This window comes from Streptomyces noursei ATCC 11455, from assembly GCF_001704275.1.
GTDB lineage: Bacteria > Actinomycetota > Actinomycetes > Streptomycetales > Streptomycetaceae > Streptomyces > Streptomyces noursei.
This window is the reverse complement of sequence record NZ_CP011533.1, coordinates 3,409,374-3,425,190: the sequence shown is the minus strand read 5'-3', so window position 1 is coordinate 3,425,190 and position 15,817 is coordinate 3,409,374. Positions and strand designations below refer to the sequence as shown.

Below are 15,817 nucleotides of genomic sequence, written 5' to 3'. Positions count from 1 at the left end.
CTGTTTCTCCCGGTGAGAGGGGGCGGCGCGGGCCCATTCGAAGCCTAAACGGACACGGGCCCCAGCGATCCGGGTTCTGCAACCTGTTCTCGCGAGGCCACGGCACCGCCCACGCCGTGGCAGATCAGAGACGCCCACTATGGGCGTACGCCTTCCGCAACCGCTCGGCAGCGCGCAGGGCGACAGGCGGCACCACGGCCGACTCGGGCGTCGCGGGGGGCTGCGGTGGTGCGAGGCGGTAGCTGGTCACCGTCGGCTGCGCGGGGACCGGCGTGACAGCGGGCAGCGCGGGTCGCGGGGCCGGGTCCACCACGGTCGGCACATATGTGGCGGGGCCGGGCGCGGGCTCGGCCTCCACATCCAGGGGCTCCAGGTCCTGCGCCTCGGCCTCCAGGAACTCGTCGAACAGGTCGGGCGCCCACGGACTGTCCGGTGCGGCCCCCTGGTTGACGGCCTGCTGGGCCGCCTGCTGGATCTCGGGGTCCGCCAGGTCAGAGAGGGCTTTCGTGGGGAGCTCGGGGATCAGCCCGGACCCGGTCACGAGAGCCCGCAGCTGGTCCGCGGCGGCTTCCTCCGTCAGTCCGTGGCCGGCGAGCAGCTGGCGAAGGTCGCTCTCGATCTCGTCGAGAGAAGGCCGCTGTGCCTCCACCTGCACCAGAATCCGGCCCAGCAGCGGCAGGTACGGTGCGTGGACACCGTCCCACTTCGGTGCGGTGAGCAGGGGAGCGAGGGGGTACGGCGGGCGCTTGGCGGCCGCGAAGAACAGCACCGCCCCCAGCGAGTAGATGTCTGCGGACTCCGTGACGTGCTTGGTGTCGGTCGCCTGCTCCAGAGACATGTAGGACGGGGTGCCGAAGCCGTCGCCCGTCTTGGTGAGAGCCGCGTCGCTGTCCCGCTCGGTGAGTACGGCGAGACCGAAGTCGAGTACGACGGGGCCGTCGGGACCGAGAGCGATGTTGCTCGGCTTGAGGTCCCGGTGCAGCAGTTTGGCGCCGTGGATGGCGCGCAGAGCGTCCACCAGGGCGAGGCCGAGCGCCCCGTACGGGCCCACGGGCAGCGGACCACAGGCATGGACGAGCTTGTGGAGAGTCGAGCCGTGGACATAGTCCATGGCCAGCCAGGGCTGTTCGGCGTCGGCGTCGGCGGCGAGCAGCGCCGGAACCCGAGCGCTGGCCACCGTACGCATCGTCTCGATCTCCTGCGCGAACCGTGCCCTGGCCTCCTCCTCGGAGTGCTCGGAGCTGTCCCGCAGCTTCGACGGCTTGATCACCTTCACCGCTGCCAGGGCCGGCTGAGCCGACTCCCTGAACTCCGTCAGGTGGTATCCCGTCTCCAGCTCGGGACCCAGGTTCTCCAGCGGGAGCCTGCGCCCGAGGTATGTACGGCCCATCCCGCCCTGTCCGAGCACGGCGAGCAGTTGGAACGGCCCCAGCACCGCCGGGTCCTTCTCCTCGTTCAGCTCGTACATGGCTCGTGCCCCCACCCGTGTCGAACCCTGAACCTGGTCTCGTCGGCGGTGCCCGCTGCTCCGGAGCTGGACGTGTGGGAGGGCCGCGTCCGGCCGACGGCGCACACAGCTTGTCGGCCAGTCTACGGCGAGCGTTCCGCTTCTCTGCCGGGATCGGAGCAGGCCAGGGAGCCGAGCGGCTAGATCAGAGCGCGTACTGGCCGAGAATCGACCCGCGGGGCCGGAGCATCGGCTGAAGTTCCCGGCGCAGTAGATCGGCGTCCGGTTCCGGCAGTCTGAGCGACGCGCGGCGCAAGGTGGCACTCCAGCTGTCGGGCTTCGGGAAGACCTGAAGCTGCGGTACGAGGTCCGCGAGGATCACCCCCTCGTGGCGCGGGGCGAGTCCGTGCACCTGGAGGGTGCATCCGGAGGTGAAGTCCCGGTCGCCGAACGAGACGGGATCCGCGAGCACTGAGACCTCGGAGGTGACGGTCGCCAGGCCCATGATCCGTCCCCGGTCGCGTCCCGGGTTCCGGTAGCAGCCCCGGGTCGTGTAGATGAGGATCTCGTCGCCCTTCTCCGGGAGTCCGGTGGTGCGCCGAGCGGGGAAGGCCATCCGCTGGTTCTCCAGCACCCAGGCCAGGGGCTCTCGGTTGCCGATGATGATTAGTTGCGTCGCCATCAGGCCCCGCCTCGCAGCTGCTCGCGGAGGTCCTGGAGACGAACCCCGGGGTCTTCCTTGAGGACGTATTTGCCATAGCCGTTGATGTCGACTCCGGTCTGCGCCTTGAGCGCGGGCGACGGCTTGGAGAATGCGCGGCCGTCCTCGATTTCGAGCCAGCCGTCCGCCGTCACCGTGGCCTCATGTGTCAGCCCGCGACGCGGCTGGACGTGGATCAGCTTGTCCCCGGCCTTGAGCACTCCCGCCTTGATGAAGGGCATCAAATCTCCCGGCCGGCGCTCCGCCGTGACGGCCGGCAGTCGGCCGGCGCTTCCGAGGAGCAGGCGCCGCAGCACGTCGTTGGGTGTGTCCACCAGGGGCTCGCTCCGACTCTGCAGGTACGCGAACACCTCGTCGTCGATCTCAATGGAACGCTTGGGCACCGCCGATTCCCCCAATCTTTGACATTGAAGTCTCAAAGACTAGGGGATTTGAAGTTTTTGTGCAAGGGCTGTCGGCACTCCGGTCGGGAAGCCGTCAGGCGCCAGTAGCATGTTGGCCCTGTGACGCAGGGGTGCGTCCTTAGTTATTGGGGGTGTGGTGGCGTTAGACGGGCCCAGCCTGGGCAAGATGCTGGAAGATGTTGCGGCCGGAAGGATCCAGCTTCCTGACTTCCAGCGGCAGTGGAAGTGGGACGATGACCGGATCCGTGCTCTGCTGGCGACGGTGACCCTCGACTATCCGCTGGGCGTCGCCATGACGCTGGACACCGGTGGCGAAGCTCAGTTCAAGGCCCGGCCCCTGCACGGCACCGAGGTGGGACCGCAGGTCGTCCCGGAACAACTGCTGCTCGACGGTCAACAGCGCCTGACGTCCTTGTTCCAGGCGCTCCGGTCGGACCGGCCGGTGGAGACGACGGGCGCACGCAACAAGCCGCTCAAGCGCTGGTACTACATCGACATCGCCAAGGCGGTGGACGACACGGCGGACCGGGACGACGCGATCGTGTCCGTTCCGGAAGATCGAGTCGTGCGTGGCGTCTACGGCCGCACGACCTGGGACCTCGGCACGCGGGACAAGGAGTGCGCGAGCGGCCTGTTCCCCTTGAACCTGATCTTCGAGCCGGATCGGACAGGTAAGTGGCAACGGGCCTACGTCAGCGGCGGCGACGACCGCTGGGACATGTGGTCGGCGTTCCAGGCCCAGGTCATCGACACCGTCAAAGGGTTCAAGGTGCCGTTGATCCGGCTGCCGAAGGAAACCCGTAAGGAAGCGGTGTGCTCGGTGTTCGAGCGGGTAAACACCGGCGGCGTCGTCCTCAACGTCTTCGAGCTGCTCACGGCGACCTACGCCGGTGACACGCAGTACGCGGAGCGCAACGGAGGCGAGGACTTCAGCCTCATCAAAGACTGGCAGGCCATCAAGGGCAAGCTGTGCTCGGACCACCAGGTGTTCGGGACACTGGACAAGGAAGGCGGTCAGGAGACCGGACTCACGAGCCTGGACTTCCTCCAGACCATCGCGCTGGTGCGTACGTACCAGCGCAAACAGGAGTTCCTGGCGGAGCATTCCGGGGCGACCAACGCGCCGGCGGTGAGCTGCAAGCGCCGCGATCTGCTGCACCTGCCGCTCGCCGACTACACGCGCATCGCGCCGAAGGCGGCTAAAGCGCTGTCCTGGGTCGGCCGCTTCCTCGCCACACAGCACGTCTTCCGCGAACGCGACCTGCCGTACGGGTCCCAGGTGGTACCCCTCGCTGCGATCGGTGTCCTTCTCGGGGAGGCGGTGGAAGACCGGGGCGTCCACGAGAAGCTCGCGCGCTGGTACTGGTGCGGTGTGCTCGGCGAGCTCTACGGAGGAGTCACGGACACCCGGTTCGTACGCGACGTCGAGCAGGTGGTCGGCTGGATCAGGGACGGCGGTCCGGAGCCCGACACCATCACGGAAGCGACCTTCCAGGAACAGCGCCTGCACAGGCTCACCACGCGCAACAGCGCGGCGTACAAGGGAATCCACGCTCTCCTCCTCAAGGAGGGGGCGATCGACTGGTTCTTCCACGGAGAGCCGATCAGCGAGCAGACACTGATCGGACAGTACGTGGACATCCGTCAGGTCTTCCCCAAGACCTGGTTCGAACACAACGGCGTCGACAGCTCCTTGATGAACAGCATCGTCAACAAAACCCCGCTGTCCTACCGGGCGCTGCAGACCATGGGGACCAGTGCTCCTTCCGTCTACCTGCCCTCTTTCGAACGTCACACCGGCAGTCCGGGCGACTGGTTCGACGACATCGTCGGCACGCACCTCATCGACGCCAAGACACTGCGCGCGGACGACTTTGAGGCGTTCTACCGGGACCGGACGGCAAGGCTCCTGGAACTCGTGGAACGGGAAATGGGCAAGAGCGCGGTGCGAGAGGGAGCGACCGATGGCCACGCCGGATGACGCCACGGTCAAGGGGCTGGAAGGCACCACCCTGTCGATCCGGGGCCTGGTGTCCCTCTGGGGCTTCCGGGTCCGTGACCACGCGTCCGTTCCGCAGATCCGGCTCGACCTGACGAACGCCGGTCTGGCCACGGTGCCGGACTTCGCGGTCGGCTCACTGAACGACGATGTCACGGTCGTCCGGATCGACCACGAGCACGACGCGGGCGCCGGCAGCTACGAAGAGGACAGCGGTACCGATCCGCACCTGGCCGACGACTCTGAAGACGCCGTCGGCATGTTCCCGCAGACGGCGATGCGGGTGCACGACCTGCCGTGCGCTCACAGGGTCACATCGATTACACCTGATGAGCTCCTGCCCGTCGCAATGGGCAGAATGGTGGAGCACGGATACTCGCAGCTTCCCGCGATCGATGCGTCAGGGATCTTGCATGGTGTCGTCACGTGGGCATCGATCGCCCACATGCACGCGACCGGGCGTAAGACATGCCTGACCAGCGCCATCAGCAGCGAGTACGAGATCGTCAACGCCTCGGCCCACCTGCTGCCGGTGCTGCCGGTAATCCGCGCACACGAATTCGTCCTCGTCCGGGCCGCCGACGGGCGGGTGAGCGGCATCGTCACCTCCGCTGACCTTGCCGGCGAGTTCGGCACGGTCGCCCGCCCCTTCTTCACACTGGGCGAGATCGAGCGGCGACTGCGACGCTGCCTGGGCCGTGTTTACGACGAAGACGACATCCAGAAGGTGCACAAGAACAAGCGGTCCGTCGACGAGATGATGTTCGGTGAGTACATCCGCCTCCTGAACAACGAGGAACGCTGGGGCAAGCTCGGCTGGCCTCTCGTCGACAGGGCCTATTTCGTCGGGATGCTCAGCCGGGTGAAGGACGTACGCAACACGGTCATGCACTTCAACGCGCCATCACTCAGGCCCGAACAACTCGACCTGCTCGACAGCTTCGTCTCCATGCTGCGCTTGTACGACCCGGACTACGGAGCGACCTTGGCGAGTACTGAAGGGGGACATCGCCTGGCTGCCGTTGCAGTGGATGGCAGGGAGTGCTTGAGACACTGACCTTGGCGTCGTGGGGGCGGAGCGGCGAGAGCCTTGGTCGGACCTTGATGATGATGGCGTGTCTGCTGCACAGGGCTGTGAGGTCCGCAGGGGCGGAGGTGAGGATCGTGACCGGTCCCGGGGCAGCCAGCGGTTGCGGCAAGCGTGGCGTCCATGGCGTGCTTGTGGCTGTGCAGGGCGGCGTCGGCGAGGAGGGCGCGGCGTGGGACGGCGGAACCGCGCTTTTTCCCTCACCTCGGCTCGTAAAACGCCTGGTCAGTAACCTATATGGCAGTCAATTGCCCATGGTCTAAGCGACCGTGTGCGTTTTGGCAGGCACAAGAAAGGCCCTGACCGGCATTTCTGCTAGTCAGGGCCTGGCACCGAAGTGCCCCCGGCAGGATTCGAACCTGCGCACACGGCTCCGGAGGCCGTTGCTCTATCCCCTGAGCTACGGGGGCTTCGTCGGCCGCTCGTTGCGGCGACGAGTAGAACACTACCAGCTCCGTAGGGGTGGTCATGAACGTTTTGGTGGCCTGCGGCGGAGCCGGGTACGACGGTGGTCCGGGGGTCAAGGAAGGGCGCCCTTACCGCATGCGACGGGTGGGTCGACGACGCTCGTCCAAAGGTCCCTCGCACGGGGGGCGGAAGTGGGCAAAACCGGGACGCAGCCGCAGGTGCGCACCTAGTCTCATGGTGTGCCTGGCTTGTCCGGTCGGATCCTTGTGGTCGATGACAACAAGGTGATCCGGCAGTTGATCAGGGTCAACCTTGAGCTGGAGGGCTTCGAGGTCGTGACCGCGGCTGACGGTGCCGAATGTCTGGACGTCGTGCACCGGGTCAGACCCGACGTGGTGACCCTCGACGTGATGATGCCGAGGCTGGGCGGGCTGCACACCGCCGCGCGACTGCGCTCCGACCCGCGTACCCGGGACATTCCGATCGCCATCGTGAGCGCCTGCACCCAGTGCGAGGTGGACAACGGGGAGTCGGTGGGCATCGACGCCTTTCTGGCCAAGCCGTTCGAGCCGATGGAGCTGGTGCGCACGGTGGGGATGCTGGTGCGCGAGGGGCGGCAGCGGGAGCGCCATGACTGCGAGGGGCGCGGGGGAGTCCCCAAGGGCGCCGGGGCCGCGGAGCGCGGGGCCGCAGGTGGCGAGGGCGGACGGCCGCGGGACGGCGCGACGGGGGCGGGCGGTGCGGTGCCGGGCGACGCCGCCCCCGGGGGTGGCGCGGAGAGCGGTGGCTCGGCGCGGAGCGGCACGTAAGGGCCGGTAGAAGCACGTGGGTGACCGTGGACCGGTGTCCGGTGTCCACAGGGCGAAACCCGTTCGCATGGCCACCCCCTTTCTCCCCTACGCTTGTCGTGTGACCCCGGCCGAGCTCTCCCGTACCGTCCTGTGCTCCGTGCGCAGTGCCGTTGCGGAGCGGGAGCTCTCCGTGCCCGTGCCGGCGCGGATCGTGGTGCAGCCACCGCCGCGGCCCGGGTGCGGGGACTACGCCTCCAACGTGGCGTTGCAGCTCGCCGGGCAGGCGGGGCTGCCGGCCCGTGAGGTGGCCGAGATCCTGCGGAGGCGACTGACCGGCCACGCCGGGATCGCCCGGGTCGAGATCGCCGGACCGGGATTCCTGAACTTCCATCTGGGGGACGGTGCGTCCGCCGGACTGGTGGGGGAGGTGCTGGCCCGGGGGGCGCGCTACGGCGAGCCCGCAGAGTCCGGTGCGGCCGCGGCGGGACCGGGGCGGGCCGTCGAGGGGCCGGCGCGCCATACGGGGGAGTGGGCCCGGGCGCGGGAGGCCGTCGTGGCGGACGTACTGGTCCGGCTCGGACGGGCCGAGGGCCGCGCGGAGCCGTCGACCGGCCCCGGTGCCGCGGAGCTGGCCGGGCTCGTGGCGCGGCTGGGCGTCGACGAGGCCCGATGGACGCTGCTCAAGCCCGCCGCGGCGGACCCGGTACGGGTGCCGGAGCGGCCGGTGCAGCACGAGGACAACCCCCGGTTCCGGGTGCAGTACGCCCATGCGCGCAGCCGCGCGACGGTGCGGAACGCCGCCGAGCTGGGGTTCGCCGCAGAGCCGGGGGAGGTCGTGGGCGACCGGCCCGCGGACCACGGCGACGTGCGGACGCTCCAGACGCTGGAAGCCGCTCTCGCCACCTATCCGACGGCCACCGCCACCGCGGCGCGGCGGTGTGCGCCGGATCGGGTGGTACGCCATCTGGAGGCCACCGCGGACGCCTATCTGCGCTGGCAGGAGGAGTTCTGGCCGCTGCCCGTCGGCGAGCAGAAACCCTTGGCCGTGCACCGCGCCCGGGTGGCCCTTGCCGAAGCCACGGGGACGGTGCTGGGGAACGGCCTGCGCCTGCTCGGCATCTCTGCTCCTGAACACGTCTGATCCGCACACGCCTGAGTCTGGAAATGTCTGATGTACGCGTCCGAAGATCCGCGGAGCGCGCCGAGGACTGCCCCGATCAGCACCACTGAACGATCTTGAGGGGACCGTTTCCGTTATGAGCCGTTCCGCGCATCCCGCAGGGCCCCGGCATGGCGACGTACTGCCCGAGGGGCACTACGCCGGGCCGCCCGCCGACCTCAACTCCCTTGACCCGCAGGTCTGGTCCCGTACCGTCCGGCGCGACGCCGACGGCGCGGTGACGGTCGGCGGGCTGTCCGTGACCGCGCTCGCCGAGGAGTTCGGCACGCCGGCGTACTTCCTGGACGAGGAGGACTTCCGGGCGCGCTGCCGGGCCTGGAAGGACGCGTTCGGGCCGGACGCCGACGTCTTCTACGCGGGCAAGGCGTTCCTGTCCCGGGCCATCGTGCGGTGGCTGGCCGAGGAGGGCCTCAACCTCGACGTCTGTTCCGGCGGCGAGCTGGCGACCGCGCTGGGCGCGGGGATGCCGGCGGAGCGGATCGCGCTGCACGGCAACAACAAGAGCACCGAGGAGATCACCCGGGCCGTCGAGGCCGGGGTGGGGCGGATCGTGCTCGACTCGTTCCAGGAGATCGTGCGGGTCGCGCACATCGCCGAGCGGCTCGGCAAGCGGCAGCGGGTGCAGATCCGCGTGACGGTCGGTGTCGAGGCGCACACCCACGAGTTCATCGCGACGGCGCACGAGGACCAGAAGTTCGGGATCGCGCTGGCCGGCGGGCAGGCCGCCGAGGCGGTGCGGCGCGCGCTGAAGCTGGACGGGCTCGAACTCATCGGGATCCACAGCCACATCGGGTCGCAGATCTTCGACATGGCCGGCTTCGAGGTCTCCGCCCGCCGGGTGGTGCAACTGCTCGCCGAGGTGCGGGACGAGCACGGCGTGGAGCTGCCGGAGATCGACCTCGGCGGCGGCCTGGGCATCGCCTACACCTCCGACGACGACCCGCGCGCACCGCACGAGATCGCCAAGGCGCTGCGCGAGATCGTGGGCCGGGAGTGCGAGGCGGCCGGGCTGCGGGCGCCGCGGATCTCGGTCGAGCCGGGCCGGGCGATCGTCGGACCGACCGCCTTCACGCTCTACGAGGTCGGAACCGTCAAGGAGCTGGACGGGCTGCGGACGTACGTCTCCGTGGACGGCGGGATGTCCGACAACATCCGCACCGCGCTCTACGACGCGGAGTACAGCGTGGCGCTGGCCTCCCGCACGTCGCACGCGGAGCCGATGCTGTCGCGGGTCGTCGGCAAGCACTGCGAGAGCGGTGACATCGTCGTCCGGGACGCCTTCCTGCCCTCCGACGTGGCGCCGGGGGACCTGCTCGCGGTGCCGGCCACCGGCGCGTACTGCCGGTCCATGGCGAGCAACTACAACCACGCGCTGCGGCCGCCGGTGGTGGCGGTCAAGGACGGTGCGGCCCGGGTGATCGTCCGCAGGGAGACGGAGGAAGATCTCCTGCGGTTGGATGTCGGGTAGGGCCGGATCGCCGGGACCGGGCCCCGGATGAAATAAATGTCTCGGCATCCGGACGAACGGCGGAAACCGCCGTCCGGTGCGTGAGACTGGTGCATGACCGGGAAACTGGTGCGTGACCGAGCATGAAACCGCTGGATCGAAGAAAAGACGAGGTCGAATGATGCGTACGCGTCCGCTGAAGGTGGCGCTGCTGGGCTGTGGTGTGGTCGGCTCAGAGGTGGCGCGCATCATGACGACGCACGCCGACGACCTCGCGGCCCGCATCGGTGCGCCCGTGGAGCTCGCCGGGATCGCCGTCCGCCGCCCGGAGAAGGTGCGGGCCGGGATCCCGGCCGAGCTGATCACCACCGATGCGACCGCGCTCGTCAAACGCGGCGACATCGACGTCGTCATCGAGGTGATCGGTGGGATCGAGCCCGCCCGGGGCCTGATCACCACCGCCTTCGAGCACGGCGCGAGCGTGGTGTCGGCCAACAAGGCGCTGGTGGCGGCCGACGGTGCCGCACTGCACGCGGCGGCCGAGAAGCACAACGCCGACCTGTACTACGAGGCGGCGGTCGCCGGTGCGATCCCGCTGGTGCGCCCGCTGCGCGAGTCGCTCGCCGGCGACAAGGTCAACCGCGTCCTCGGCATCGTCAACGGCACCACCAACTTCATCCTCGACAAGATGGACACCACCGGCGCCGGCTACAGCGAGGCGCTGGACGAGGCCACCGCACTGGGGTACGCCGAAGCCGACCCGACCGCCGACGTCGAGGGCTTCGACGCCGCCGCCAAGGCCGCGATCCTCGCCGGGATCGCCTTCCACACCCGCGTCACCATGGACGACGTGCACCGCGAGGGCCTGACCGAGGTCACCGCCGCCGACATCGCCTCCGCCAAGCGGATGGGCTGCACGGTCAAGCTGCTGGCCATCTGCGAGCGGGCCGCGGACGGCGCGTCGGTGACCGCGCGGGTGCACCCGGCGATGATCCCGCTGACCCATCCGCTGGCCTCCGTGCGCGAGGCGTACAACGCGGTCTTCGTGGAGGCCGAGGCGGCCGGCCGGCTGATGTTCTACGGGCCGGGCGCGGGCGGTTCCCCGACCGCCTCCGCGGTCCTCGGCGACCTCGTCGCGGTCTGCCGCAACAAGCTCGCCCGAGCCACCGGGCCGGGGGAGTCCGCGTACACCGCGCTGCCCGTCGGCCCCATGGGTGAGGTCGTCACCCGCTACCACATCAGTCTCGACGTGGCCGACAAGCCGGGCGTTCTGGCGCAGGTCGCGACGGTCTTCGCCGAACACGGCGTATCGATCGATACGGTCCGTCAGCAGGGGAAGGACGGCGAGGCGGACCTCGTCGTCGTCACCCACCGAGCGACCGACGCGGCGCTGTCGTCGACGGTCGGGGCGCTGCGCGAGCTGGACACCGTCCGCGGTGTCGTCAGCATCATGCGGGTCGAAGGGGAGTAAAGGAACCCATGTCTGCCAATTCCACCGTGACCACCGCGAACGGCCAGTGGCGCGGAATCATCGAGGAGTACCGCGACCGGCTGCCGGTCAGCGACACGACCGAGGTCGTCACCCTCCGGGAAGGCGGTACGCCGCTGGTACCCGCCCAGGTGCTGTCGGAGCGCACCGGGTGCGAGGTGCACCTCAAGGTCGAGGGTGCCAACCCCACGGGCTCGTTCAAGGACCGCGGGATGACGATGGCCATCACCCGCGCCAAGGAGGAGGGCGCCAAGGCCGTCATCTGCGCCTCCACCGGCAACACCTCCGCCTCGGCGGCCGCCTACGCGGTCCGCGCCGGGATGGTCTGCGCGGTGCTGGTCCCGCAGGGCAAGATCGCGCTCGGCAAGATGGGCCAGGCGCTGGTGCACGGTGCCAAGATCCTCCAGGTCGACGGAAATTTCGACGACTGTCTGACCCTGGCCCGCGGTCTTTCTGAGAAGTACCCGGTCGCACTTGTGAACTCCGTGAACCCGGTGCGCATCGAGGGCCAGAAGACCGCGGCCTTCGAAATCGTCGACATGCTCGGCGACGCCCCGGACATCCATGTGCTGCCCGTCGGCAACGCCGGCAACATCACCGCCTACTGGCGGGGCTACCGGGAGTACGCGGCCGACGGCATCGCCGCCCGCACCCCGCGGATGTGGGGCTTCCAGGCGTCCGGCAGCGCCCCGATCGTGCGCGGCGAGGTGGTCAAGGACCCGCACACCATCGCCACCGCGATCCGGATCGGCAACCCCGCCTCGTGGGAGTTCGCCGAGCGCGCCCGGGACGAGTCCGGCGGCCTCATCGACGAGGTGACGGACCGTCAAATCCTGGCCGCCTACCGCCTGTTGGCCGCCAAGGAGGGCGTCTTCGTGGAGCCCGCCTCGGCCGCCTCGGTCGCCGGTCTGCTCAAGGCCGCCGAGGAGGGCAAGGTCGACCCCGGCCAGCGGATCGTCTGCACGGTCACCGGCAACGGCCTCAAGGACCCCGACTGGGCGGTGGCCGGTGCGCCGCAGCCGGTCACGGTCCCGATCGACGCCGACGCCGCCGCCGAGCGGCTCGGCCTCGCCTGACCGGCCCGGACGCCCCCGGGCCTGCGGACATGTCGCGGGGGTGACGGGCCGGCCGGCCGCCCGTCGCCCCTCGTGGCGCACTGTGCACCAAGCCCCGGCAAACGCTGCAAACACTGCAAAGGCGGCGTCGGGGCATACGATGGCGTGCGACACGCATCGTGCGCCTCCTGTGCGCCCTATGTCGCGACAGAACCTTCCTTCGATAGGCTGGCACCCAACTCCCCTCCCCACGGCATAACGCAGTGGTGTGCAGGGCAGGTCAGAACAGACCCCACGAGCCGACCGGGCACCTCGGTGCCGCCGGTGCTGCGCTCCGGGTCAGTACCGCAGCATCAACCAAGGAGAGTCATCGAGCGATGGCCGGTCCCGCGTTCCGCGCCGCCGCCGTCCGGGTGCGCACCCCCGCTACCAGCGCCAATCTCGGCCCCGGCTTCGATGCCCTGGGACTTTCCCTGGGTCTGTACGACGACGTCGTGGTGCGCGTCGCCGACTCCGGCCTGCACGTCGACATCGCCGGCGAGGGGGCCGACACGCTGCCGCGCGACGAGAACCACCTGCTCGTACGGGCCATGCGCACCGCCTTCGACCTGCTCGGCGGGCAGCCGCGCGGCCTGGAAATCGTCTGCGCCAACCGCATTCCGCACGGCCGCGGCCTGGGCTCCTCCTCGGCCGCCATCTGCGCCGGGATCGTCGCCGCCCGCGCCGTGACCATAGGCGGCGAGCAGAAGCTCGACGACACCGCGCTGCTGGAACTCGCCAACGAGATCGAGGGCCACCCCGACAACGTCGCCGCCTGTCTGCTCGGTGGTTTCACCCTTGCCTGGATGGACACCGGCACCGCCCGGGCGATCCGGATGGATCCCGCCGATTCCATCGTTCCGGTGGTCTTCGTGCCCGGCAAACCGGTGCTGACCGAGACCGCTCGCGGACTGCTGCCGCGCACCGTCCCGCACGTGGACGCCGCGGCCAACGCCGGTCGCGCCGCACTGCTCGTCGAGGCGCTGACCAGGCGCCCCGAGCTGCTGCTCGCCGCGACCGAGGACCGACTTCACCAGGACTACCGCACCCCGGCGATGCCGGAGAGCATGGCCCTGGTGAACCGACTGCGCGCGGACGGCGTCCCCGCAGTCATCTCCGGTGCGGGCCCGACGGTGCTCGCACTGGTGGAAGAAGCGGCGGCCGACAAGGTCGCGGCGCTGGCGGGAGAGGGGTGGGCGGCCAACCGGCTGACCCTCGACGCGGCTGGTACGTGTGTGCTGCCGCTCGCCGGGTGATCGCACCGAGCGATCGTCGATTGCCGGTCTTGGAGAGGGGGAATGTTTGTTGGATCCGGTAGTGTTAACCTCAAGTCAGTACTCGACGCCAGTGTGGCGCGGTGCTTCGTGTCCCCCATTGGGACCACTTTCTTCCGGGAGCCTCCCAAACTGCTTGGAGCAATTGCCTGAGCAGAAGTGAGCACGCTCCGGAATCGGCGTGACGACAAAAGACACACCCCAGATCTTCACGCCGAAGCCATGAATTGATCTTTCCGCCGTATCCGGCGGGACCACCGCCCCGGCCCGGTCCGCACGACCCAAGGACCCGGCCGGACAGCACAACCGGTCGCCGAGCCAGACAGGCCGACGCCCGCTCCAGGGAAGGACCCTTCGTGAGCGACACCACCGATCTGATGGGCGCGCGCACCGATGGCAGTGCCACCACGCCCGCCACGGACGCTCCCGCCGCGCCTGCCACCACGCGACGCCGCCGTTCCGGCACCGGCCTTGAGGGCATGGTCCTGGCAGAGCTCCAGCAGATTGCCTCCGGCCTCGGTATCAAGGGCACCGCGCGGATGCGCAAGAGCCAGCTGATCGAGGTCATCAAGGAGAAGCAGGCTGCCGGCTCCGGGGCCGCTGCCAAGGCCGACGCGCCCGCAGACACCGAGACCAAGCCCAAGCGCCGCACGACCTCCAAGGCCCGCACGGGCGAGGACGGCGCCGAGCCGGCGGCCAAGGCCGCCAAGTCGACCAAGGCCGCGGACAAGTCCGGGACGCAGCAGCAGATCGACATCCCGGGCCAGCCGGTCAGCGACGAGGCGCCGGCCGGCGAGCGTCGCCGTCGCCGGGCCACCGCCCCCGCGGGCAGCCCGGACGCCGACGTCCGCACCGAGGCCAAGGTCGAGGCCGCCACCGCGGTCAAGACCGAGGTCCGTACCGACACCGCGGTCGCCCCGCAGGAGGCCGGCGAGGGCCGGTCCGCCAAGGGCGCCGAGCGTCAGGAGCGCGGGGACCGTCAGGACCGCGGCCAGAAGGGCGAGCGCGGTCGGCGCGATCGTGACCGCGACCGCGATCGTGACCGCGACCGTCGCAAGACCGAAGCGGGCGACAGCGGCCAGGGCGGCAACCGCCAGCGGGACCGCCGGGACGGCGACGACGAGGACTTCGAGGGCGGCCGGCGCGGTCGGCGCGGCCGTTACCGCGACCGCCGCGGGCGCCGTGGCCGCGAGGACTTCGCCGGTGAGCCGCAGGTGGCCGAGGACGACGTGCTGATCCCGGTCGCGGGCATCCTCGACATCCTCGACAACTACGCGTTCATCCGGACCTCCGGCTACCTGCCCGGCCCGAACGACGTGTACGTCTCGCTCGCCCAGGTCCGCAAGAACGGCCTGCGCAAGGGCGACCACGTCACCGGCGCGGTCCGCCAGCCCAAGGACGGCGAGCGGCGCGAGAAGTTCAACGCCCTGGTGCGACTGGACAGCGTCAACAGCATGGCACCCGAACAGGGCCGCCAGCGGCCGGAGTTCGGGAAGCTGACGCCCCTTTACCCGCAGGAGCGACTGCGCCTGGAGGGCGAGTCGGGCGGCCTGACGACCCGGATCATCGACCTGGTCACGCCGATCGGCAAGGGCCAGCGTGGTCTGATCGTGGCCCCGCCGAAGACCGGCAAGACCATGATCATGCAGGCGATCGCCAACTCGATCACCCGCAACAACCCCGAGTGCCACCTGATGGTCGTCCTCGTCGACGAGCGTCCGGAAGAGGTCACCGACATGCAGCGGTCGGTCAAGGGCGAGGTCATCTCCTCGACCTTCGACCGCCCGGCCGAGGACCACACCACCGTCGCCGAGCTCGCCATCGAGCGCGCCAAGCGTCTGGTCGAGCTCGGTCACGACGTGGTCGTGCTGCTGGACTCCATCACCCGTCTGGGCCGCGCGTACAACCTCGCGGCGCCCGCCTCCGGCCGCATCCTGTCCGGTGGTGTCGACTCGACCGCGCTCTACCCGCCGAAGCGCTTCTTCGGTGCCGCGCGCAACATCGAGGACGGCGGTTCGCTGACCATCCTGGCCACCGCGCTGGTCGAGACCGGCTCTCGGATGGACGAGGTGATCTTCGAGGAGTTCAAGGGCACCGGCAACCTGGAGCTCAAGCTCGACCGCAAGCTCTCCGACAAGCGCATCTTCCCCGCGGTGGACGTGGACGCGTCCAGCACCCGTAAGGAAGAGATCCTGATGGGCAGCGACGAGCTGGCCATCGTCTGGAAGCTGCGCCGGGTGCTGCACGCGCTGGACCAGCAGCAGGCCATCGAGCTTCTGCTGGACAAGATGAAGCAGACGAAGTCCAACGCGGAGTTCCTGCTCCAGATCCAGAAGACGACGCCGACCACGGGCAACGGCAACGACTGACGCCCGCGGCCACGCCGCCTTGTGACCGGGCCCCTCACCCCCCGCGGGTGAGGGGCCCGGCGCGTTCCGCCCGGCCGCGCCCCGCGGGTGTGAGCTGCGCCGCGCGG

12 protein-coding genes, 1 tRNA gene and 1 pseudogene are annotated in these 15,817 nt (G+C 69.7%); 9 read left to right on the top strand and 5 right to left on the bottom strand.

The features are described from left to right. Window positions 1-124: 124 nt before the first annotated feature. The 3 genes from SNOUR_RS14170 to SNOUR_RS14160 all read right to left on the bottom strand — a co-directional run bounded on the left by SNOUR_RS14170 (window position 125) and on the right by SNOUR_RS14160 (window position 2,551). Window positions 125-1,468 (bottom strand): serine/threonine-protein kinase, encoded by a 1,344-nt coding sequence (locus SNOUR_RS14170; RefSeq protein WP_067346943.1) that lies wholly within the window; start codon window positions 1,466-1,468, stop codon window positions 125-127. Between the two features lie 184 nt (window positions 1,469-1,652). Beyond that, complete coding sequence (locus SNOUR_RS14165; RefSeq protein ID WP_312632569.1) at window positions 1,653-2,129, bottom strand: hypothetical protein; 477 nt, start codon at window positions 2,127-2,129, stop codon at window positions 1,653-1,655. Further along, entirely contained in the window at window positions 2,129-2,551 is a 423-nt protein-coding gene (locus SNOUR_RS14160; RefSeq protein ID WP_067346941.1) for a restriction system modified-DNA reader domain-containing protein, read from the bottom strand. Before SNOUR_RS14160 ends, SNOUR_RS14165 begins: the two co-directional genes overlap by 1 nt. A gap of 187 nt (window positions 2,552-2,738) precedes the next feature. Here SNOUR_RS14160 and SNOUR_RS14155 point away from each other — a divergent pair, with 187 nt between their 5' ends. Next, window positions 2,739-4,553 (top strand): GmrSD restriction endonuclease domain-containing protein, encoded by a 1,815-nt coding sequence (locus SNOUR_RS14155; RefSeq protein WP_099055688.1) that lies wholly within the window; start codon window positions 2,739-2,741, stop codon window positions 4,551-4,553. Continuing rightward, window positions 4,537-5,628 (top strand): CBS domain-containing anti-phage protein, encoded by a 1,092-nt coding sequence (locus SNOUR_RS14150; RefSeq protein ID WP_067346938.1) that lies wholly within the window; start codon window positions 4,537-4,539, stop codon window positions 5,626-5,628. The genes SNOUR_RS14155 and SNOUR_RS14150 overlap by 17 nt, the downstream gene beginning before the upstream one ends. Before the next feature lie 40 nt (window positions 5,629-5,668). On the opposite strand, the pseudogene SNOUR_RS48320 reads toward SNOUR_RS14150, so the two are convergent. Continuing rightward, a pseudogene (locus tag SNOUR_RS48320) lies at window positions 5,669-5,825 on the bottom strand (DNA-binding protein); the annotation flags it as partial. 171 nt (window positions 5,826-5,996) lie between these two features. Further along, window positions 5,997-6,068, bottom strand: a tRNA-Arg gene (locus SNOUR_RS14140). A 237-nt stretch (window positions 6,069-6,305) separates the two neighbouring features. Here SNOUR_RS14140 and SNOUR_RS14135 point away from each other — a divergent pair. From SNOUR_RS14135 to rho, 7 genes are all read left to right on the top strand, one after another. Next, window positions 6,306-6,875, top strand: a complete 570-nt coding sequence (locus SNOUR_RS14135) for a response regulator (protein ID WP_312632568.1) — start codon at window positions 6,306-6,308, stop codon at window positions 6,873-6,875. A 100-nt stretch (window positions 6,876-6,975) separates the two neighbouring features. Beyond that, complete coding sequence (nrtL, locus tag SNOUR_RS14130) at window positions 6,976-7,998, top strand: ArgS-related anticodon-binding protein NrtL (RefSeq protein ID WP_067346935.1); 1,023 nt, start codon at window positions 6,976-6,978, stop codon at window positions 7,996-7,998. A gap of 115 nt (window positions 7,999-8,113) precedes the next feature. Beyond that, the gene (gene lysA, locus SNOUR_RS14125; protein ID WP_067346933.1) at window positions 8,114-9,505 is read left to right on the top strand and encodes a diaminopimelate decarboxylase; all 1,392 of its coding nucleotides are present in this window, start codon (window positions 8,114-8,116) and stop codon (window positions 9,503-9,505) included. Window positions 9,506-9,662: 157 nt separating this feature from the next. Beyond that, window positions 9,663-10,955: a homoserine dehydrogenase gene (locus SNOUR_RS14120; protein ID WP_067346932.1), complete on the top strand. Its 1,293-nt coding sequence runs from the start codon at window positions 9,663-9,665 to the stop codon at window positions 10,953-10,955. Between the two features lie 8 nt (window positions 10,956-10,963). Further along, window positions 10,964-12,049: a threonine synthase gene (thrC, locus tag SNOUR_RS14115; RefSeq protein ID WP_067346930.1), complete on the top strand. Its 1,086-nt coding sequence runs from the start codon at window positions 10,964-10,966 to the stop codon at window positions 12,047-12,049. A gap of 356 nt (window positions 12,050-12,405) precedes the next feature. Further along, window positions 12,406-13,323: a homoserine kinase gene (gene thrB, locus SNOUR_RS14110; protein WP_039632779.1), complete on the top strand. Its 918-nt coding sequence runs from the start codon at window positions 12,406-12,408 to the stop codon at window positions 13,321-13,323. A 374-nt stretch (window positions 13,324-13,697) separates the two neighbouring features. Next, complete coding sequence (gene rho / locus SNOUR_RS14105; RefSeq protein ID WP_067346928.1) at window positions 13,698-15,710, top strand: transcription termination factor Rho; 2,013 nt, start codon at window positions 13,698-13,700, stop codon at window positions 15,708-15,710. Window positions 15,711-15,817 lie beyond the last annotated feature (107 nt).